Source organism: Embleya sp. NPDC005575 (assembly GCF_040605455.1).
Lineage (GTDB): Bacteria > Actinomycetota > Actinomycetes > Streptomycetales > Streptomycetaceae > Embleya.
Genome location: NZ_JBEXCV010000052.1, coordinates 16,977 through 35,185, shown reverse-complemented (window position 1 = coordinate 35,185; position 18,209 = coordinate 16,977). Strand labels below are relative to the sequence as shown.

The 18,209-nt window shown below is 71.0% G+C and carries 18 protein-coding genes; 12 read left to right on the top strand and 6 right to left on the bottom strand.

Annotated elements, in window-relative coordinates:
• Positions 1–22: 22 nt before the first annotated feature.
• Positions 23–454, top strand: a complete 432-nt coding sequence (locus tag ABZS54_RS19285; protein WP_355537022.1) for a nuclear transport factor 2 family protein — start codon at positions 23–25, stop codon at positions 452–454.
• Between the two features lie 162 nt (positions 455–616).
• On the opposite strand, the gene ABZS54_RS19280 is transcribed toward ABZS54_RS19285, so the two are convergent.
• Positions 617–1,087, bottom strand: coding sequence for a MarR family winged helix-turn-helix transcriptional regulator (locus tag ABZS54_RS19280; protein ID WP_355537019.1), 471 nt, complete (start codon positions 1,085–1,087; stop codon positions 617–619).
• A 123-nt stretch (positions 1,088–1,210) separates the two neighbouring features.
• Between ABZS54_RS19280 and ABZS54_RS19275 the strand changes: the two genes are divergently transcribed.
• The 4 genes from ABZS54_RS19275 (at position 1,211) to ABZS54_RS19260 (ending at position 5,970) form a co-directional block, all read left to right on the top strand.
• Positions 1,211–1,726, top strand: a complete 516-nt coding sequence (locus ABZS54_RS19275) for a PPOX class F420-dependent oxidoreductase (protein ID WP_355537016.1) — start codon at positions 1,211–1,213, stop codon at positions 1,724–1,726.
• Between the two features lie 247 nt (positions 1,727–1,973).
• Positions 1,974–3,443 (top strand): SDR family NAD(P)-dependent oxidoreductase, encoded by a 1,470-nt coding sequence (locus ABZS54_RS19270; RefSeq protein WP_355537013.1) that lies wholly within the window; start codon positions 1,974–1,976, stop codon positions 3,441–3,443.
• Between the two features lie 250 nt (positions 3,444–3,693).
• Positions 3,694–4,317 (top strand): hypothetical protein, encoded by a 624-nt coding sequence (locus ABZS54_RS19265; RefSeq protein WP_355537010.1) that lies wholly within the window; start codon positions 3,694–3,696, stop codon positions 4,315–4,317.
• A 198-nt stretch (positions 4,318–4,515) separates the two neighbouring features.
• Entirely contained in the window at positions 4,516–5,970 is a 1,455-nt protein-coding gene (locus ABZS54_RS19260; RefSeq protein ID WP_355537007.1) for a CHRD domain-containing protein, read from the top strand.
• A gap of 109 nt (positions 5,971–6,079) precedes the next feature.
• On the opposite strand, the gene ABZS54_RS19255 is transcribed toward ABZS54_RS19260, so the two are convergent.
• Both ABZS54_RS19255 and ABZS54_RS19250 read right to left on the bottom strand, forming a co-directional pair.
• Complete coding sequence (locus ABZS54_RS19255; RefSeq protein ID WP_355537004.1) at positions 6,080–7,099, bottom strand: NADP-dependent oxidoreductase; 1,020 nt, start codon at positions 7,097–7,099, stop codon at positions 6,080–6,082.
• Positions 7,100–7,168: 69 nt separating this feature from the next.
• Complete coding sequence (locus ABZS54_RS19250) at positions 7,169–8,692, bottom strand: MFS transporter (RefSeq protein ID WP_355537001.1); 1,524 nt, start codon at positions 8,690–8,692, stop codon at positions 7,169–7,171.
• Positions 8,693–8,869: 177 nt separating this feature from the next.
• Between ABZS54_RS19250 and ABZS54_RS19245 the strand changes: the two genes are divergently transcribed.
• From ABZS54_RS19245 to ABZS54_RS19235, 3 genes are read left to right on the top strand one after another with little or no spacing between them, the layout of a single operon-like run.
• On the top strand, positions 8,870–9,328 hold the full coding sequence (locus ABZS54_RS19245) for a MarR family transcriptional regulator (protein WP_355536998.1): 459 nt from the start codon (positions 8,870–8,872) through the stop codon (positions 9,326–9,328).
• A 55-nt stretch (positions 9,329–9,383) separates the two neighbouring features.
• The gene (locus ABZS54_RS19240; protein WP_355536995.1) at positions 9,384–9,518 is read left to right on the top strand and encodes a hypothetical protein; all 135 of its coding nucleotides are present in this window, start codon (positions 9,384–9,386) and stop codon (positions 9,516–9,518) included.
• On the top strand, positions 9,515–10,129 hold the full coding sequence (locus ABZS54_RS19235) for a hypothetical protein (RefSeq protein WP_355536992.1): 615 nt from the start codon (positions 9,515–9,517) through the stop codon (positions 10,127–10,129). Before ABZS54_RS19240 ends, ABZS54_RS19235 begins: the two co-directional genes overlap by 4 nt.
• A gap of 16 nt (positions 10,130–10,145) precedes the next feature.
• Here ABZS54_RS19235 and ABZS54_RS19230 read toward each other — a convergent pair whose 3' ends face one another.
• Positions 10,146–10,916, bottom strand: coding sequence for a TetR/AcrR family transcriptional regulator (locus ABZS54_RS19230; RefSeq protein ID WP_355536989.1), 771 nt, complete (start codon positions 10,914–10,916; stop codon positions 10,146–10,148).
• A gap of 131 nt (positions 10,917–11,047) precedes the next feature.
• On the opposite strand from ABZS54_RS19230, the gene ABZS54_RS19225 reads away from it, so the two are divergent.
• Complete coding sequence (locus ABZS54_RS19225; RefSeq protein WP_355536986.1) at positions 11,048–11,803, top strand: MFS transporter; 756 nt, start codon at positions 11,048–11,050, stop codon at positions 11,801–11,803.
• Complete coding sequence (locus ABZS54_RS19220; protein WP_355536983.1) at positions 11,800–12,375, top strand: DUF1707 domain-containing protein; 576 nt, start codon at positions 11,800–11,802, stop codon at positions 12,373–12,375. The genes ABZS54_RS19225 and ABZS54_RS19220 overlap by 4 nt, the downstream gene beginning before the upstream one ends.
• A 17-nt stretch (positions 12,376–12,392) precedes the next feature.
• Here ABZS54_RS19220 and ABZS54_RS19215 read toward each other — a convergent pair whose 3' ends face one another.
• Complete coding sequence (locus ABZS54_RS19215) at positions 12,393–13,034, bottom strand: TetR/AcrR family transcriptional regulator (protein WP_355536980.1); 642 nt, start codon at positions 13,032–13,034, stop codon at positions 12,393–12,395.
• A 117-nt stretch (positions 13,035–13,151) separates the two neighbouring features.
• Here ABZS54_RS19215 and ABZS54_RS19210 point away from each other — a divergent pair, with 117 nt between their 5' ends.
• Together ABZS54_RS19210 and ABZS54_RS19205 are read left to right on the top strand one after the other, a co-directional pair.
• Positions 13,152–14,930 carry a CDGSH iron-sulfur domain-containing protein gene (locus tag ABZS54_RS19210; protein WP_355536977.1) on the top strand — a complete coding sequence of 593 codons (1,779 nt, stop codon included), beginning with the start codon at positions 13,152–13,154 and terminating at the stop codon, positions 14,928–14,930.
• A gap of 202 nt (positions 14,931–15,132) precedes the next feature.
• Positions 15,133–16,011, top strand: a complete 879-nt coding sequence (locus ABZS54_RS19205; protein WP_355536974.1) for an SAM-dependent methyltransferase — start codon at positions 15,133–15,135, stop codon at positions 16,009–16,011.
• Positions 16,012–16,102: 91 nt separating this feature from the next.
• Here ABZS54_RS19205 and ABZS54_RS19200 read toward each other — a convergent pair whose 3' ends face one another.
• On the bottom strand, positions 16,103–17,449 hold the full coding sequence (locus tag ABZS54_RS19200) for a SidA/IucD/PvdA family monooxygenase (protein WP_355536971.1): 1,347 nt from the start codon (positions 17,447–17,449) through the stop codon (positions 16,103–16,105).
• Between the last annotated feature and the right edge of the window lie 760 nt (positions 17,450–18,209).

Sequence of the window (18,209 nt, the reverse complement as noted above, 5' to 3'; positions counted from 1 at the left end):
GCGCGTGCGTAGGGTGCCCGCCATGAGTGACGCGACCGCCAACAAGCGGCTGATCGAACAGTTCTGGCAGGACCTGTACGCCCGCGACTTCGGCAAAGTCGCGGGCTACTTCGCCGCCGACGGCCACTACACGGACGTCGCCGCGCCCGGTCCCGGCGCGACCGGGCCGGCCGCCGTGGAGGCCCGGCTACGGCTGGGCCTGGAGATGCTCACCGGCTACATCCATCACCACAGGAGCACCGTCGCGGAAGGCGACCTGGTGGTCACCGAACACGCCGAGGAGTGGCACTGGGAGAGCGGCGAGCAGGTGGTCCTGCCGTTCGTGTCCGTCCACGAGTTCCGGGACGGGAAGATCGTGCGCTGGCACGACTACTGGGACTTCGGCACGCTGATGAACGCCGCGCCGCAGTGGTGGCTCGAGCATGTCGCCAAGGGCTACGCGCAGGGCGCCTGACCTCACGCCGGGGAGGATCGAGCCGGACGGCACCACGGTCACCGCCGAGGTGTCCCGGGCAGGGTCGCCTCCCACCAACCGCCCACGATCTCGGTCGTGGGCGGTTCGCGTCGTGCGGCCGGCGGGCGGCCGGTAGGCGATCGACGGGCGGCCGGAGCCGGGTCAGAGGCGCGGTTCGACGTGCTCGACCACGGTGTCCGCGATCTGCTCCAGCATCGCGATCTGTTCGGCCGTGAGCAGGTCGATCAGGTTCCGCCGGACCGAGGCGACGTGGTGCGGCGCCGCCTCCTCGATCACCCGCAGCCCCTGGGCGGTCAGCACGATCTCGGCGCCGCGCCCGTCGCGCGCGCACTCCTCGCGGCGGACCAGGCCACGCTGCTGCATGCGCTTGACGTGATGCGACATCCGGCTCTGCGACCACAACATGCGTTCGGCCAACTCGCCCAGTCTGCGCCGGTGCCCGCTCGCCTCGGAGAGTTCGGACAGCACGTCGTAGTCGGGATCGGACAGGCCCGAGTCGACGGCCAGATCACGAGCCACCCGGGCGTCCACGAGCAGCCGCAATCGGCGATATCCCCGCCACGCGCGCTGCTGCACGGGGTCGAGCCAGGGCGTCTCCTCGATACGGGCCATGGCTACCAATCTAGCAGCTACTTGACATGTCATGTACGTGCCCGGGACGATCTACATGACACATCAACTACTGCCGCGACCCGGCGTCCGCGCCGACGTGATGGCCAGGAAGGCCGGTGCTCCGTGATCACGCTCGATCGCCTGCCGAATCGGTTGTACGAGGGCGTCGCGGAGCGGACCGGGTTGCCGTTCTCTGAGGCCCGTAACGAAAGCGAGCCACCGAACATGGACACGGAACTCCTCGGCGCCGACCGACGCGGCGTCCTCACCACCCTCAAGCGGGACGGCCGACCCCAGCTCTCCCCGGTCTCCTACCTGTGGGAGCCGGACCGCCGGTCGATTCGGATCTCGGCCACCGCGGACCGCGCCAAGACCCGCAACCTCGCCCGCGACCCGCGCGCGAGCTTCCTGGTCACCGCCCCCGACTACGCCGGCTACCTGGTCGCCGAGGGCCACGCCGAGATCGGCGCCGAGTGCCGCGCCCCGGACGACCCGACGGCCGACGAACTGGTCGAGGTGTACCGCCGAATCGTCGGCGAACACCCGGACTGGACCGAGTACCGCGCCGTGATGGCCGCGGAACACCGCGTCGTCATCCGCATCACCGTCGAGCGCACCTACGGCTGGTCTCGTACCTGAACGGCACCCGTCCCCATAACGTCGCGCTCCCGGCCCGCACGGGGGGTCCGGGAGCGCGACCCACAGCCGCTCGACGATGTGCCGCCGCGGACACCGCCCGCTCCGACGCCGTGGCGGTGCGTGATGTGCGGTGACCGGACTCCGCGCATCCGGCCCGCCAAGCGCGGGAATTGGTCCAGGTCCCGGCACGACGTAGAGTTTCGCCGGGGTTTTGTGGTGGCGGCGAACACAGGAAACGGCAACGGCGATGACAGCGAGTAGCGAGATTCAGGCGGACACGAGCGTGGCGGAGGGGGTCGACCCCGCGCGTATGGAGCTGTGCCTGAGCGTGCTCGCCGAGGTCGAGAACCTGGACGTCGAGCACCCGGACGCGGTGCGAATCCGGCGGGCCACGGCCGGCATCTACAAGAGCGTCAAGGAGCGCCGCCGCAAGGAGCGCCGGGACCGGGTGATCGCCAACGACGAGGCGGTCACCGCCGCCACCGCGACCGGCGCGCCGGGACGGATCGACGACGAGACGCTGGGCATCGCACTGACCACGGTCACCACGACCGAGATCGCCGGCGTGCTCGAACGCGCCCGGGCCTGCTACATCTGCAAGAAGCGCTACCGCGAGGTGGACGCGTTCTACCACCAGCTGTGTCCCGAGTGCGCCGCCGAGAACCGGGCCCGCCGCGAACAGCGCACGGACCTGACCGGACGCCGCGCCCTGCTCACCGGCGGCCGGGCCAAGATCGGCATGTACATCGCGCTGCGCCTGCTCCGCGACGGCGCGCACACCACGATCACCACCCGCTTCCCCAACGACGCGATCCGCCGGTTCGCCGCGATGCCGGACAGCGGGGACTGGCTGCACCGGCTCAAGATCGCCGGGATAGACCTGCGCGACCCGGCCCAGGTGGTCGCCCTGGCCGACTCGGTGGCCGAGGCCGGGCCGTTGGACATCCTGATCAACAACGCCGCGCAGACGGTCCGCCGGACTCCGCAGGCGTACGCGGCGCTGGCCGCCGCCGAGGCCGCGCCGCTCCCGGCCGGCGAGTTGCCGGAGATGGTCTCGTTCGGCCACATCGGCGGCAGCGGCCACGTGCTGCTGCCCGGCCAGTCCCGCTCGGAGGACCAGGCGCTCACCCCGCAGGCGCTCACCGCCCTCGCACTGACCAGCGGCTCGGCCTCGCCGGCCCGGATCGAGACCGGCACCGCGATCGACGCGGGCGGCCTGGTGCCCGACCTGGATCCGGTGAACAGCTGGACGCAGCGGGTGCACGAGGTGGACCCGGTCGAATTGCTCGAGGTGCAACTGTGCAACGTGACCGCGCCGTTCGTCCTGGTCAGCCGGCTGCGCCCGGCGATGGCCGCGGCCAAGGCCCGACGCAAGTACGTGGTCAACGTGTCCGCGATGGAGGGCCAGTTCAGCCGCGGCTACAAGGGCCCCGGCCACCCGCACACCAACATGGCCAAGGCCGCGCTGAACATGCTGACCCGCACCAGCGCGGAGGAGATGCTCTCGGACGGCATCCTGATGACGGCCGTGGACACCGGCTGGATCACCGACGAGCGCCCGCACCCGCAAAAGATGCGGCTCGCCGACGAGGGCTTCCACGCGCCGCTCGACCTGGTCGACGGCGCGGCGCGGGTGTACGACCCGATCGTGCGCGGCGAGGCCGGCGAGGACCTGTACGGCTGCTTCCTCAAGGACTACGCGCCGGCCGCCTGGTAGGGCGTGTCCTGCCGCCCACCTGCACGTTCCGGCCCCGGCGAGAACCTTCGCCGGGGCCGGTTCGGGTTCGGCCGCCATTCCTCGAAAAAAACTTTCGGCGACGTTGAACCCTCTTCGACCCCTCCCCCGTACTGCTGGATGTCGACGCGCAACGACCGGCACGCGAACCGGTCGACTCGGGAACGGAACCCAAAACCCTTCCCCGTTACGCCGTTCGATACATCCGACAACCATCCTCCGGGGGTTCACCATGTCTGTTTTCAGCACCCGCAGCATCGCCGCCGTCGCCATCGCCGGCGCGCTCGGTCTGGGCCTGTCCGCCTGTGGCAGCGACTCGAAGGACGACGGCAAGGCCGCCGGCACCACGACACAGCCCACCGCACAGCAGTCCCAGCCCGCGCAGAACGCGCCCGGCACGCCTGCCGCACCCGGGCAGAGCGCGAACGGCACGGCGGGCAAGGCCGTGCTGAAGGCGGGCACCGACGCCAAGCTCGGCGCGATCGTCACCGACGACTCCGGCTTCACGCTGTACCGCTTCGACAAGGACACCGCCAAGCCGTCCAAGTCGAACTGCGACGGCGACTGCGCCGCGAAGTGGCCCGCGGTCACCACCACCGGCAGTGTGACGGTGAACGGTCTCGACCAGTCCGCGGTCGGCAGTGTCACCCGCAGCGACGGCAGCACCCAGGTCACCATCGCCGGCTGGCCCGTGTACCGGTTCGCGGCCGACGCCAAGCCCGGCGACACCAAGGGCCAGGGCGTGAACGGCAGCTGGTTCGCGGTGACCCCCGACGGCAAGAAGGCCGGAGCGGCCACGAGCACGGCGCCGCAGACCGACAAGCCCTCGACCGGCAACGGCGGTTCCTCCTACTGATCGACCCGGGCACCGGCGGCCGGCCGCCCGGCCGCCGCTCCGCCTGCCGACTCCCAAGCGGCACCACCGAGTTACCGAGCACCACCGCAGGTCACCCGGCACCACCGGCCCGCGCGCCCCCGCGCCGTCGACGCGGACGAGGCCCGGCCGTTCCACTCGCGCGCAATCCACCGACCCATGACCTCGGGGAGATACGTCATGCCCGCACGCAAGTACACGCTGCCCACCATCGCCCTCGCCGCCGGCCTCGCGTTCGCCGTCACCGGTTGCTCGTCCTCGGACAGCAAGTCCGGTGCCACGAAGACCGATTCGGCCGCCGTGGCCAAGGGCGCCAACGACCCCGGCGCGCCGGACGGCGAACACGGCACCGAGCACGGCAACACGGTCCCCGCGTCCGACCGGACCACCACCGGCGCGGCCGCACCCGCGACCGGCGAGGAGACCTTCTTCGCCGCGGGCCTGTCCGGTGCGAACGAGGTCCCCGGCGGCAACGCGGCGGTCGGCGACAAGGACGGCAAGGGCACCGCGCTGGTCCGGATCAAAGGCGACCAGGTGACCTTCGGCATCCGCTGGGAGGGCATCGGCGCGCCGACCGCGGCCCATCTGCACCTGGGCGGCAAGGGCAGGAACGGCGAGGTGAAGGTGCCGTTCTTCGCATCGGTGCTGCCCGGCACCGCGAACGCGGTCACCGGGAGCGTCAAGGTCACCGACGTCGCGCTCCTGGAGAAGATCAAGGCCGACCCGGCGAGCCTGTACTTCAACGTGCACACCGGCGAGTTCCCCGGCGGCGCGATCCGCGGCCAGTTGGTCAAGCTCGCCCGCCCGGCCGACGTGAACAGCGTGCTCAAGAACGGCACGCTGCCCGCCGAGGCGACGGGCAAGCAGGAGGTACCGAACGCCGAGGGCAAGAAGACCGGCGACCCGGACGGGCGCGCGGACACCTCGGTGCGCCCGTGGGGCAACTGCATCGACTGGTCCTTCAGTTGGACCGGCGTGGCCCCGCCCACCTTGGGCCACCTGCACGGGGCGGCGGCGGGTGCCAACGGTGACGTGGTCGCGCCGCTGTTCGACGCGAAGGCCGGCTTGCCGCAGTCGGTGACCGGCCTGGCCGGCACGGTGGAGGGGATCGACCCGGCCGTGGTCGAGCGAATCGACGCGGCGCCCGCGAACTACTACACCAACCTGCACACGGGCGAGTTCCCGGGCGGCGCGGTGCGCGGGCAACTGGAGCGGAAGGTGACCCCGAAGGCGGCGGCGTCGAACCTGTCGGTGGTCGCGGGCAAGCAGATCTACGCGTGCACGACCAAGGACGGCGTCACCGCGTTCACCCAGTTCGATGTGGCCGCCAAGCTTCAGGGCGACCTGAAGCACACCTTCGTGAACCCGACGGCCGGGCCGCCGCAGTGGGTCGCTCCGGACGGCAGCGCGGTGACCGGCGCGGTGGCGACCAAACTGCCCAACGGTGACGGCAACATCCCCGAGTTGGTGCTGAACGCGACCCAGACCGGCAAGCCGGATCTGCTGCTCTCCGCGACCACCCAGGTGCTGCGGCTGAACACGCGGGGCGGCGTGGCGCCGGCGGGCACGTGCGACCCGGCGAGCCGGCCCACCGTCGAGGTGCCCTACCAGGCCGACTATCTGTTCCTCGGCTGACCGGAACTCCGGTTGCTTCGGCCTGAGTTGCCCGTCCCGAAAGGCCCCGAGGGGCCGCGCGTCCACCCCCACGCGCGGCCCTTCGGCATGTCCCGACCCGTTCGCCGACTCACTCCGGCAGGGCGACGACCATCTTCCCGGTGTTCGCTCCGCGCAGCATGCCCAGAAGCGCGTCGAGGTTGTTCTCGATCCCCTCGACCACCGTCTCGCGGTACTTGAGCCTGCCTTCGCGTAGCCAACCGCCGACCTCGGCGAGGAACTCCTCGCGCCTGCCGAAGTGGTCGATCACGATGAAGCCCTGGAGCCGCAGCCGCTTGCCGATCGACAGCGCCAGATTGCGCGGCGCGGGGGTCGGCTCGGTGGCGTTGTACTGCGCGATCGCGCCGCACATCGCGACCCGCCCGTGCGTGTGCAGCGCGCCGATCGCGGCCTCCAGGTGCTCGCCGCCGACGTTGTCGAAGTACACGTCGATGCCGTCGGGCGCGGCCTTGGCGAGTTGCTCGGCGATCGGGCCGTCCTTGTAGTTGAACGCGGCGTCGAAGCCGTACTCGTCCACGAGCAGCGCGACCTTGTCCGCCGAGCCGGCACTGCCGACCACCCGCGAGGCGCCCTTGAGCCGGGCGATCTGGCCGACCTGGCTGCCCACCGCGCCGGCCGCGCCGGAGACGAACACCGCCTCGCCCGGCTGGAAGGAGGCGACGTCGAGCAGGCCTGCCCACGCGGTCATGCCCGGCATGCCCAGGACGCCCAGGTAGGCGGACAGCGGCGCGAGGTCGGGATCGACCTTGACCGCGCCCGCGCCCTTGCCCTCGACCACCGAGTACTCGCGCCAGCCGAGCCAGTGCTGCACCGCGTCGCCGACCTCGAAGCCGGCCGCCTTGGACGCGACGACCCGGCCGACCGCACCACCCTCCATGACCTGGTTCAGCTTGAACGGCGGGGTGTACGACTTGACGTCGTTCATCCGGCCGCGCATCGCCGGGTCGACCGACAGGAACAGGTTGCGGATCAGCATCTGCCCGTCGGCGAGTTCCGGGATCTCGACCTCGCGCAGGGCGAAGTCCTCCTCCTTCGGCCAGCCCTTGGGGCGGGCCAGGATGTGCCATTCGCGGCTGGTGGTGGGGATCATCCAAGTGGCCTTTCTCGACGGTGGGGTGGGTCGGGGCGTCGGTGCGGCTGTCGATGCGGCGTGCGTCCGTCAGGCGTCCACGGACTGCCGGTCCTGCGGCACGGAGACGGCCACGGGTTCGGCCCTGGCGGGTACCCGCTTCAGGCCCGCCAACGCCACCCCGACGACCAGGAGCAGCATCACCCCGGCGATCACGAAGCTCAGCGTGAACTGGCTCTCGGCCGGGATCGGCGGGAAGCCGGCTGGCAGGCCCGCGACCGACTTGGAGGCGAGCAGCGAGGTGATCACGGCGCTGGCGATCGAGCTGCCGACGCTGCGCGAGATGGAGTTGATGCCGTTCGCGATGCCGGTCTGGTGGTGCGGCACGTTGGCCACGATGAGCGCGGGCATCGCCGCGTACCCGAAGGAGATCGCGATACCGGTGAGCATGCCCGCGAGGATCACCGACACGGACGCGCCGTGGCCGAAGGCGAGCCACACGAAGCCGGCGATACCCACCACCGAGCCGATGGCCAGGGTCACCCGGGCGCCGATCCTGCCCACCAGGAGACCGCCCAGCGGAGCCGCGAGCAGCGAGATCAGCGCGCCCGGGAGCAGGTATTCGACCGAGGCCCGCAGCACCGACGCGGTGAATCCGTAGCCGGCCACCCGCTCGGGCATCTGGACCAGGTAGGAGATGCCGATGAACTGGCTGAAGGCGGCGAAGCCAACGAACAGGCCGGCCAGGTTGGTCAGTAGGACCGGGCGGTGCACGAACATCCGCAGGTCCACCAGCGGGTCGGTGACCCGGCGCTCGACCTGGACCCACACGCCCGCCATCAGCACGGCGCCGACGAAGGCGCCGATGGTCCTGCCGGACGCCCAGCCCCATTCGTGGCCCTGCGAGATGCCCAGGAGCAGCAGTACCAGAAACAGGCCGAGGGTGGCCGCGCCGAGCAGGTCGATCCGGCCGCCCGCCTTGGTGCGACTGGCCGGCACCCGCAGGATCACCGCGACCAGGGCGACCGCGGACAGGATCGCGGAGAACCAGAAGACCAGGTGGTAGTTCGGGTCGTCGCCGCGGGTGAGCAGCCCGGTGGCCACCAGCGAGAGTCCGCTGCCGAACGCGAGCGTGCCGCTGATCAGCGACATCGCGCCGGGCAGCTTCTCGGCCGGCAGTTCCTCGCGGATGATCGACAGCGCGAGCGGGAAGATCGCGGTCGCCGCGCCCTGGAGCACCCGGCCCAGAATCAGCAACGGCAGCGAGGACGTGACCGCCGCCAGCACGGAGCCGGCGATCATCACGATCAGTACGCCGATCAGCGTCGGCTTCTTGCCGTGCTGGTCGCCGAAGCGGCCGAGCAGCGGAGTGAACACCGCCGCGGACAACAGCGTCGCGGTGGTCACCCAGCCGACGCCGGCGGGCGTGGTGCCCAGTTCCTGTTGGAGCAGCCCGAGGATCGGGATGACCTGGGTCTGCGCCATCGCGACGACCATGGCGGCCAGACCCAGGGCGAGGATCAGCGGGGCACCGGATCGTCGCTTGTCGGCGGTGGCGGGACCGGTTCCGGCGCCGGTTCCGGTGCTCTTGCCGGGCGGGGTGGGGCTGCTCACGGGGTGCTCTTCCTGGGAGGGGACTTCGGGGGGACTTCGGGGGGCTGGGGCGAAGCTTGGCAGCCTCGATGGTTGAAGCCTTCAAGCAATATGCCGGATCCGACCGTAGACACTCGGAAATTGCTACGTCAAGTTCAAAGATTGAAGTCTTCAACCTTTTTGCGTTAACTTGGATCCATGAGCAGCACCACGGACACCGAGGTCGATCCCACCAACCCGAGCACGGCCGAGATCATGGACGCCATGGCCGCCGTGGGCACGGCGTACTTCCACGACTTCGCCGCCGTGGTCAGCCGACACGGCCTCACCTCGGTGCAGGCCAAGACGCTCTCCCTGCTCCGCCGCCCGCTGCCCATGCGCGGGCTCGCCGACCGCCTGGTGTGCGACGCCTCGAACGTCACCGGCATCGTGGACCGGCTGGAATCGCGCGGTCTGGTCCGCCGCGAGCCCAACCCCCACGACCGCCGGGTCAAGAACGTGGTGGCCACCGAAGAGGGCCACGCCACGATCCGGCGCATCCGTAGCGAGATGAAGACCACGCGCGCCGCGCTGGACGCACTCACCACCGACGAACGCCTCGCCCTCTTCGGCCTGTTGGCGCGGCTGCGCCCGGCCATGGAAGCGCCGCACGCCTGACCGCATCGGGCCGAAATCGTTTGCCGTGCGGCCCCGCGCCCGGCACGCTCGCTCCGTGACCGACTTCCCCACAGCCACGACCGAAGCCGAATTCCAGGCGATCGACCGCCCCCGGCCGCAGTCGACTGCGATTCCCGGCTCGGTCACCGACCTCGACGAACTCGCCGAGCACCGGTTCGGCATCCGATGACCCCGCAGGGCCCGGACGCCTCCCCTGCCCCGGACGCCTCCCCTGCCCCGGACGTCGAACCGGAGCTCGGATCCGGCCTGGACATCGTCGCGGTCCCGCTGGAACTGGGCGATCCCGCCTGGGTGTTCCCGGAGGTCACCGGCGCCGAGGTCGAGGCGGTTCGGCACGCGCTCGCCGCAGCCGACGGGCACCTGCGCGGGCTCGGCGCACACGTCGGCGCCGTCGCCGGGGTCCACTACGGGTGTCAACGCTTCGACGGTCGCGCCCTGGCGAGCCTGCTCGGCGTCCTCGAACTCGACAACGGCTTCACCTTCGTCACCGCGCTGTACTTCCCGCGCCGCTGCGGGTTCGACCTGCGCTGGGGGCCGCCGTGGGTGGTCGAGGCGGACATCACCCGGTACTGCCCGGCGCCGGCCGATTGCGGCGGGCATCCGCTCGCCGACGTGTCCTCCGAGCACGACACGCCGCTCGCCGCAGCCCGGGCCTTCGTCGACGCCACCGGCTGGCTGCGGCAACAGGCGCTCGCCCGACCCCGGTCCGGGTGGCTCTCCCCCGTTTCGGATCCCGCGTGCGCCGCCTTGCCCCGGCCGAAGCCGGCCGCCGACCGCTGAGTCGGCGGCGCTCGGGTCACGGTCGTGGGATGTCCGCCAGCCCTCGGATGAAGATGTCCAGACCGAATTCCACCCGTTCCATCCGGCCACCACTGGTCATGTGCGGCTTCAGCGCGGTCAGAGTCGGGAATCGCTCCCGCGGCAACGCCTCGATGACCTCGCCGAGATATGCCTGGGCCATCGCCATCGGATCCTCGCCCTGCTCGGACCGGGACAGGTGCAGCGCGGCCTCGTAGACGTCGGCCGAGATGTAGAGCTGAAGCACGTCCAGCACCCACGCGCTGGCCTGCTCGGGGACGCCGCCGCCGCGCATGACGGCCAGCAGCCCCTCGCTGATCCGCAGCGCGTTCGGCCCGGAGGGAATCGCCGCCAGGACCGCCCGGCCCAGGTCGTTGTGCGCGGCCAGCACCGCCCGGAAGCCCAGCACCACCTCCTTGAGCTGGGCCTGCCAGCGCTCGGGGTCCGGCGCCGGAATCACCACGTCGCCGAGCACGTGGTCCAGCACGAGTTCGAGCAGTTCCTCCTTGCTCGACACGTGGACGTACAACGACGCCGGTCCGGTGTGCAACTCGTCGGCGACCCGACGCATGCTCACCGCTTCGAGCCCGCCCTCGTCCAGTACGGCCAGCGCCGCCCGGACGATCGATGCCCGATTCAGCGGCGGGCGCACCGGCTTGGCCCGGCCGCGGCGCCACGGCGGCGTGGGCAGATCCGGTACGTCGGCGCCCGCGTCCGTGGGCGGTTGGCCGGGGATGGCTCGGGGCCCGGTCCGCGACGTTCTCGCCATCTGTTGCCGTCCTGTTTCGATCGAGGGTTGCGAACAGCGTAGTTGACCCGAACACTGACTCCTGTAACGAACGGCGATCGGCATATCGAACGCGATTCGTCGTGAACGAACACCATTCGTCGAGGAGAGTCATGGACGTCAACACATTCCCGTCGCCGGCGCCGACCCCGGATCGGCCCTCGGCGCCGGGACTGGTGTTCTTCGCCGCGATGAACGGACTGATCCTGGTGTTCGGCCTGTTCCTCCAGATCGGGCTGGGTTGGTCGGCCATCCACGCCGGTCTGGCGAGCACCCCGATCGCGCTGGGCGTGGTGCTCGGTGCGGTGGCCGCTGGGGCGGTGCTGGTGCCCCGGTTCGGCCGAACCGTGCTGCACGCGGGCGCCGTGGTGATGGCCGCGGGCGTGGCCGCACTGTCCTTGACGCTGCATCAGGTGGGCGCCGACGCCCGGCACCTCGCGCCGGCCCTGCTGTTCACGGGGGTCGGCATGGGCCTGGTGCTCGCCCCGTTCTTCGACATCGCGCCGGCGAGCGTCGACGAGCACGAGACCGGCTCCGCGTCCGGCCTACTGGACGCCAACCAGCAACTCGGCGCCACGCTGGGCGTCGCGGTTCTGGGCACGCTCTTCTTCGACGCCGCAGCCGGATCGCACGGCTCGCGACGGGCCGGCGCGTACACCCACGCGTTGGAACAGACCCTGTGGGTGGTCGTGGCCGCGCTCGCACTCGTCCTGCTCACCGCGTTCCTGCTGCCGCGCCGGGCCCGCGACGAGGAGCACGGCGGGCCGGCCGAGGCCCCGCTGCCCGGGCGGCCCGCGGTCGACCCGATCGACTCTCCGCTCGCGATCGCCGCCGCAGCGGCAGCCGACCCGAACGGAGGGCATCGATGACCGAGGACGCGCAGCCCGCGCTCGGGCCGCTCGGGTCTCCCTTCTCGGAGCCGGTGTGCGAGGTCGAGCGGGATGCGGCGGCGGGACTGCTCGCCGAGCACTACGCGATGGGCACGCTGGAGATCGAGGACCTCGACCGCCGGTTGTCGGCCGTATTCACCGCCGACTCGGTGGCGGCGCTGCGGCGCGCGACGGCCGGACTGGCCGTACCGGCAACGGCGGCGACGCGAGCCGACGGAACCGACGATCGACCGGGCGGCCGGACGTGGTCGAAGCGACAGGAGCGGCGCGGCGGGCACGAGCGGCACCGGTGGCACGGCCGGCCCGGTCGGCGCGGACCGGCTTCGCGGGACGCATGGCGCGAAGACGACGGGTGCGGCGGGCGGGTCCTCCGTCGGCTGCGGTCGGATGGCGGCGGGCCCGGGCGCCGGTACGTGCTGTTCGCGCTCGCTGCGGTGCTCGTCGGGTGGGCCCTGCACCTCGACCGGTGGGCCTGGGTCCTGCTCGGGGCGGCGATCCTGCTCGCCGGTCGTTCCCGCCTGCACCGGCACCGCGTGCGCCGAAGCGGCTGAGGGCGGCCGGACGGGCGTTATTTCGGGTCAGCCCTCGGTCCCGAGGCGGGGGTCGGCGGCGGTGTCCCGGGCGGGATCGTGCCGCCGAGGGCGCGCCAGATCAGCGACGCGGTGCGGTACGGCCAGTTCGCCGGGATCGGGGCGCCCGCGAGTTCGCGGCCGTACCAGGCGCCCGTGCACATCGTCAGGGCGATCTCCAGGTCGGCGTCGGGGGCGAGGTGACCCTGGTGGCGGGCCGACTCCAGCGCGGCCAGCAGCCGGGCCCGGCGTGGGGCGATCACCCGGGATCGGTAGCGGGCGCGCAGGTCCGGGTCGGTGGTGTCCTGGAGCATCGTGCCGACGAGCGAGAGTCGGCCGGGCTTGGATACGCCGCGCTGGAAGTCGGTCAGCTCGGCCACCAGAACGGTGAACGGATTGTCCGCGGCAAGGTCGCCGGGCTCGTCCTCGGCCAGCGCGGCGACCACCGCCGCGGCGAGTTCGGCCTTGCCGGGCCAGCGGCGGTACAGCGCCTGCCTGGTGGTACCCGCCTCCTGCGCGACCGCCGCCAGCGACATCGCGGCGTACCCGTCCCGGGCCAGGTGGCGTCCGGCCACGGCCAGGATCCGGGCGTCGATCGCACTGTCCCGGGCGCGACCGGAACCGCGACTGCCACTTTCCATTTCAATACACTCCTGTATTGTATTGAATCAGCACCGCACCGAGACAGGGGTAGCGAGCGTGACCTTCGTGTTCAACCGTCCCATCATCCCGTCGAGCCGACTCACCGGTTGCAGGCCATGACCGGCGCGCCGATCGAGGCTCGGCTGCGGACGCTGCTGATCCGGGCCCGTGTTCTCGACCATGAACTGACCGGCCGGATGATCGACGCCGACGCGGCCGAGCCGCTGCGCGACACGGTGATCCGACCGTTGACCGAGGCATTGCTCGCCCTCGGCGGCGACTCCACCGGCCCGGAGCCGGCCGACTCCACCGGCGCCGATCGGGATCCGGCGATCATGGTCCGCGAACTCGCCTCGGACGTCACCCGGTTGCGCACCGAGGTCGCGGGCGAACCGCCGCCGACCCTGCTCGAGGCCGCGGCGGCCCTGCAACACCTGGCCTGGCTGTTCGCCGACGACGACGCGAGCCGGGCCGCGTTGGTCGCCGAGTTCGCGGCGATCCAGGCCGAGTTGCCCGCCCGCATCCAGGTCGCGCCAAACGGCCCGTACCTGGTCACCAACGCGACCCACGTCACCGACCGGCTCGGCGAGCCGATCCCGGTGTTGCCGCAGACCGCGCTGTGCCGGTGCGGCGAGTCCGCCACCAAGCCGCTGTGCGACGGCAGCCACGCCCGGATCGGCTTCAGCGGCGCCAAGGATCCCGCCCGGGTGCCGGACGAACGGCACAGCCATCCCGGCGACCCGGTCGTGGTGACCGACAACCGCGGCCTGTGCGCGCACTCGGGCCTGTGCACCGACCGGCTTTCCTCGGTCTTCCGGCAGAAGGAGGAGCCGTTCGTGGCGCCGTCCGGCGGCCGGATGGACGAGATCGTCCGGACCGTCCGGGCCTGTCCGTCCGGGGCCCTGGACTACCTGCTCGACGGTCGGCAACCACCGCCGCAGCAGCGCGAACCGGCGATCGAGGTGTCGTTGGACGGCCCGTACCGGGTGACCGGCGGGATCCCGCTGGTGAGTGCCGACGGCGAGCCGGAGCCGCGCGGTCCGGGCGCGCCGACCGAGCACTACAGCCTGTGCCGGTGCGGCCGGTCGCGGAACAAGCCGTTCTGTAGCGGCATGCACTGGTACGTCGGCTTCGCGGATCCGCCGCCCTCCGCCGAGCCCACGCTCTACGAATGGGCCGGCGGGTTGCCCGCGCTGACCCGGATGACGCACATCTTCTACGACAAGTACGTCCCCCAAGACCCCTTGCTGGCTCCGCTGTTCGCCCGGATGGCACCCGATCACCCGGAGCGGGTGGCGGCCTGGCTGGTCGAGACGTTCGGCGGACCCAAGCTGTACACCGAGCACTACGGCGGCTACGACCACATGGTCGGCGAGCACGCCGGCAAGGCGCTCAAGGAGGAATGGCGGGCCCGCTGGGCCCAGTTGATCAGCCTCGCCGCCGACGACGCGGGCCTGCCCACCGACGCCGAGTTCCGCGCGGCGTTCGCCGGCTACGTCGAGTGGGGCTCGCGGATCGCGGTGGAGAACTCGCAGCCCGGTGCCCGCCCGCCGGCCCACATGCCGGTGCCCCGCTGGTGGTGGGTCTGCAGCGCCACCCCCGGTGCCCGGGTGTCCGCCCTGGCCCCGCCGTCCAACGAGGAGACGACCGACATGCCGTTGCCGGCCGCTGATGAGGCGATCGGTTTCGCCGAGCACATCAAGCCGCTGTTCCGGGAGATGGACCGCAAGTCGATGAGCTTCATGTTCGACCTGTGGTCGCACGCCGACGTCAGCGCGCATGCCGAGGCGATCCTGGCCCGACTGCGCCAGGGCACCATGCCATGCGACGGCGCCTGGCCGGCGGACCGGGTGGACGCGTTCGCCCGCTGGGTCGACGAAGGCGTGCCCGAGTAGTTCCTCGGGCATCGGCCGGCGGTCCGCGCCACGGGGGCCGACCGCCGGCACCGACCCCATCCACCGGTTCGATCCGGTTGGTTGCCCGACGACTTCGGGTGTGTACCGATTCCTCGACAGCACCTCTGCGCGAACCCAAACCGCGAGTGTCCGCAGTACCCTCGGCGAACGTAGGGAATCGGTTGTGCGGAGGCATGCGAACGTGACATCCATACCGGCGGGGGACGCGGGAGACCGTAACGAGAAGGCGTGGCGGCTGCCTCGCCTCGACGAGGTCGAAAGTCGGCGGTTGCCCGCTCGGATCGACACGAGCATTCCGCACACCGCCCGAATCTACGACTATCTGCTGGGCGGCAAGAACAACTTCGCGGTCGACCGCGCGACGGCCGACGCCATCGTCGCCGCCATCCCCGACCTGCCGGTCACCCTCCAGCTCAATCGGCTCTTCCTGCGCCGCGCCGTGCGCTACGCCGCGCGCCGGGGCATCCGCCAGTTCCTGGACATCGGCACCGGCATCCCCACGTCGGGCAACACGCACGAAGTGGCGCACGAGATCGCTCCGGACGCCCGGGTGGCGTACGTGGACAACGACCCGATCGTGCTGGTGCACGGGCGGGCACTGATGACCGACGCCGGGCCCGGCCGGACCACCTTCACCCACGCCGATCTGCGCTCGCCCCAGGACATCCTGTCCGCACCCGAGGTGCTGGAGGTGATCGACTTCGGTGAGCCCGTGGCGCTGATGCTGGTCGCGATACTGCACTTCATCCGGGACGACGAGAAGCCGCACGAGATCGTCGCCCGACTCCGCGACGCGCTGCCGGCCGGCAGCATGCTGCTGCTCTCGCACGCGTCCTTCGACGCCAACCCGAACCAGGCCCGCAAGGGCGCCGACGGCTGGAAGAACGCCTCCGCCGAGATGACCATGCGCAGCCACGACGAGATCCTGTCGATGTTCACCGGCTTCGACCTGGTCGAGCCGGGCCTGCGCACCCACTGGAACCCGGACGCGGAGCCGGACCACCCCCTGGACGCGGTCGAGAACGTCTGGGGCTACGGCGCGGTCGGCGTCAAGCCCTGACCGTCGGTCGTCGACCGTCGGTCGTCGGCCGTCGGGAATGGGGTACGGCCCGTCGGGGTGCCGACGGGCCGTAGGCTCCGGATGGAAGGGGTCACCCGGTCTCGCCGGCGCCCACTCGACGAAACGGTGTCTCCGCCGCCGACTCGGCACGCCGGCCGATCATGGATTCGGCGATCTCGCCGCTGCGGATGGCCAGGTTCGACAGCAACGACGAGGTCAGGCCGTGGGTGTGCTCGGTGCCGCCCTGGAGGTAGATGCCGCAACCCAGTTCGGGAGTGGTGACCAGCCGGTAGTCGCGGGCGACCCGATGCCGGCCCTTCTCGTCGCGCAGGCAGTACCGGTCGAGGTCGCCGAGCAGTGCGGTCGGCTCCATCCCGTCGTACCCGGTGGCGAACACGATGGCGTCCACGTCCAGTTCCGGTGTCTCGTCGGCCGACGACAGCAGTGACACCCGCGTCTCGTCACCGGCCCGCTTGACCTGGTCCACCCTGGTCAGGTTGAGGAAACGCAACCGGTCGAGGCCGCGAACCTCTTCGTCGTACGAGCGCCGGTACAGGTCCCGGATCACCTCGTCGTCGACCACCGAGTAGTTGGTGTTGCGGTGGTAGTGCCAGAACGCCTCTCGGGAGCGATCCGTGCCGAAGTAGTAGGTGTCCACGGCGCCCGGGTCGAAGATCTGGTTCGCGAAGGGGGTGTCGTCGGCCACGCAGTAGCCGTAGGACGGAATGATCGAGTAGACCTGCGCGTGCGGCAGTTCGTCGTAGAAGTAGCGGGTGATCTCGGCCGCGCTCTGGCCCGCGCCGACCACCGCCACCGTCTTCAGCTCGGAAGGGTTCATCCGGCTGTACTTGTCCAGGAACTCCGAGCTGTGCCAAACCCGTTCGTCGCTCTGCACGCCCTGGGGCATGCGCGGCACCAGGCCGGTCGAGATGGCCACGTTGCGCGCGTGCACCACCCGGGTCGCGGAGCCGCTGCGGATCTCCAGTTCCACGTACGCCTCGGCCGCTCCGGCCTCGGTCGTCGCCGGCAGTCGAATCCCGGTGACCTCGGTGCCGTAGCGGACCCGGTCGGCGAAGCCGGCCGCCGCCCATTCCAGGTACTGGTGGAATTCCTGGCGCGTCGGAAAGAAGTCCTGGTTGTTGACGAACTGCGTCAACCGATCCGACGCGTGCAGATACGACACGAAGCTGAACCGCGACACCGGATTGCGGAACGTGGCCAGATCCTTCATGAAGGAGATCTGCATGGTCGTCGTGGGCAACAGCATATTGCGGTGCCAGCCGAACGAGGGCTGTCGCTCGAAGAACATCGCCGACGGCTTCGGCCGGTTGTCCGGGCCCTCGGATCGATACTCGTCCAACGCAATGGCCAGCGACAGATTGGACGGGCCGAACCCGATGCCCACCACGTCGTAGATCTCGCGTGCAAAAGTGCCCATAGAAAACTCTCCCGCTAGCGTGGCGGCGACAGGAACTTCCGTATCTTCGACGGGTCGGTCACGGAAACCAAAGGAGGACCCTGGTCGGGGATTCACGATGAACATCGTCCGACGTGCCCATACTCCCGCGCCACTCGATCGGCCGTCCGGGAGAAACGCATTCGGTATTGCGTCGGCGGGCACCGCAGCTTCAACGTAGAGGGGCCGGGCAAAGCTTTCAAGGGCCCGGCCCGCAATACAACGGCCAACGCCGTCCTGCCGACGGGACAACGCTCCGGTCGGCCCGCCGACTCGCTTGTACCGTGCGCTGAACCGCCGGCTCCTCTGATGAGGCCGTAGTGCACCGGGGGATGACCGCGCCGGATTACCGAAGGGGTGACTTCCGGATTTTCGTTCCCGCGCAGTATGGCGAGCCGGAGGGTCCGTGGATGGTCGAGCCGATTCGGGTAATCCATCGGCACTGTCGCCGCCGAACGGCAGCCCGGCGGACGGCTGTTTCGCGACGCCCCTGTCGGCTATTCCCGACGCGCGGGCGATCGAGGAATGGGCCGACGATTCGTCCGGCGCCACATTGCCGAGGAACATATCCGCATCCGTCGACCGCTCCCGCGGCATCGCGCGAGGGCCGCGCGGACGAGCCGACTGCGCCGACCCGGGCGGCTTCCCGCAGAGAACCGAAGGGGCCCGCGCTCGCGAGCACAGGCCCCCGGGATCGTGGCGCGCCGAGCCGCCTCGGGCGGTTCGGCTGCCTCGATCACCC

Excerpts from the sequence above, each read along its gene's own strand:
- ABZS54_RS19280 (WP_355537019.1), bottom strand. The coding sequence starts at position 1,087 with ATGGCCCGTATCGAGGAGACGCCCTGGCTCGACCCCGTGCAGCAGCGC.
- ABZS54_RS19210 (WP_355536977.1), top strand. The coding sequence starts at position 13,152 with ATGACCGGCGCGCCGATCGAGGCTCGGCTGCGGACGCTGCTGATCCGG.
- ABZS54_RS19225 (WP_355536986.1), top strand. The coding sequence starts at position 11,048 with ATGGACGTCAACACATTCCCGTCGCCGGCGCCGACCCCGGATCGGCCC.
- ABZS54_RS19220 (WP_355536983.1), top strand. The coding sequence starts at position 11,800 with ATGACCGAGGACGCGCAGCCCGCGCTCGGGCCGCTCGGGTCTCCCTTC.
- ABZS54_RS19265 (WP_355537010.1), top strand. The coding sequence starts at position 3,694 with ATGTCTGTTTTCAGCACCCGCAGCATCGCCGCCGTCGCCATCGCCGGC.
- ABZS54_RS19285 (WP_355537022.1), top strand. The coding sequence starts at position 23 with ATGAGTGACGCGACCGCCAACAAGCGGCTGATCGAACAGTTCTGGCAG.
- ABZS54_RS19215 (WP_355536980.1), bottom strand. The coding sequence starts at position 13,034 with ATGGAAAGTGGCAGTCGCGGTTCCGGTCGCGCCCGGGACAGTGCGATC.
- ABZS54_RS19260 (WP_355537007.1), top strand. The coding sequence starts at position 4,516 with ATGCCCGCACGCAAGTACACGCTGCCCACCATCGCCCTCGCCGCCGGC.
- ABZS54_RS19230 (WP_355536989.1), bottom strand. The coding sequence starts at position 10,916 with ATGGCGAGAACGTCGCGGACCGGGCCCCGAGCCATCCCCGGCCAACCG.
- ABZS54_RS19270 (WP_355537013.1), top strand. The coding sequence starts at position 1,974 with ATGACAGCGAGTAGCGAGATTCAGGCGGACACGAGCGTGGCGGAGGGG.
- ABZS54_RS19200 (WP_355536971.1), bottom strand. The coding sequence starts at position 17,449 with ATGGGCACTTTTGCACGCGAGATCTACGACGTGGTGGGCATCGGGTTC.
- ABZS54_RS19235 (WP_355536992.1), top strand. The coding sequence starts at position 9,515 with ATGACCCCGCAGGGCCCGGACGCCTCCCCTGCCCCGGACGCCTCCCCT.
- ABZS54_RS19245 (WP_355536998.1), top strand. The coding sequence starts at position 8,870 with ATGAGCAGCACCACGGACACCGAGGTCGATCCCACCAACCCGAGCACG.
- ABZS54_RS19255 (WP_355537004.1), bottom strand. The coding sequence starts at position 7,099 with ATGATCCCCACCACCAGCCGCGAATGGCACATCCTGGCCCGCCCCAAG.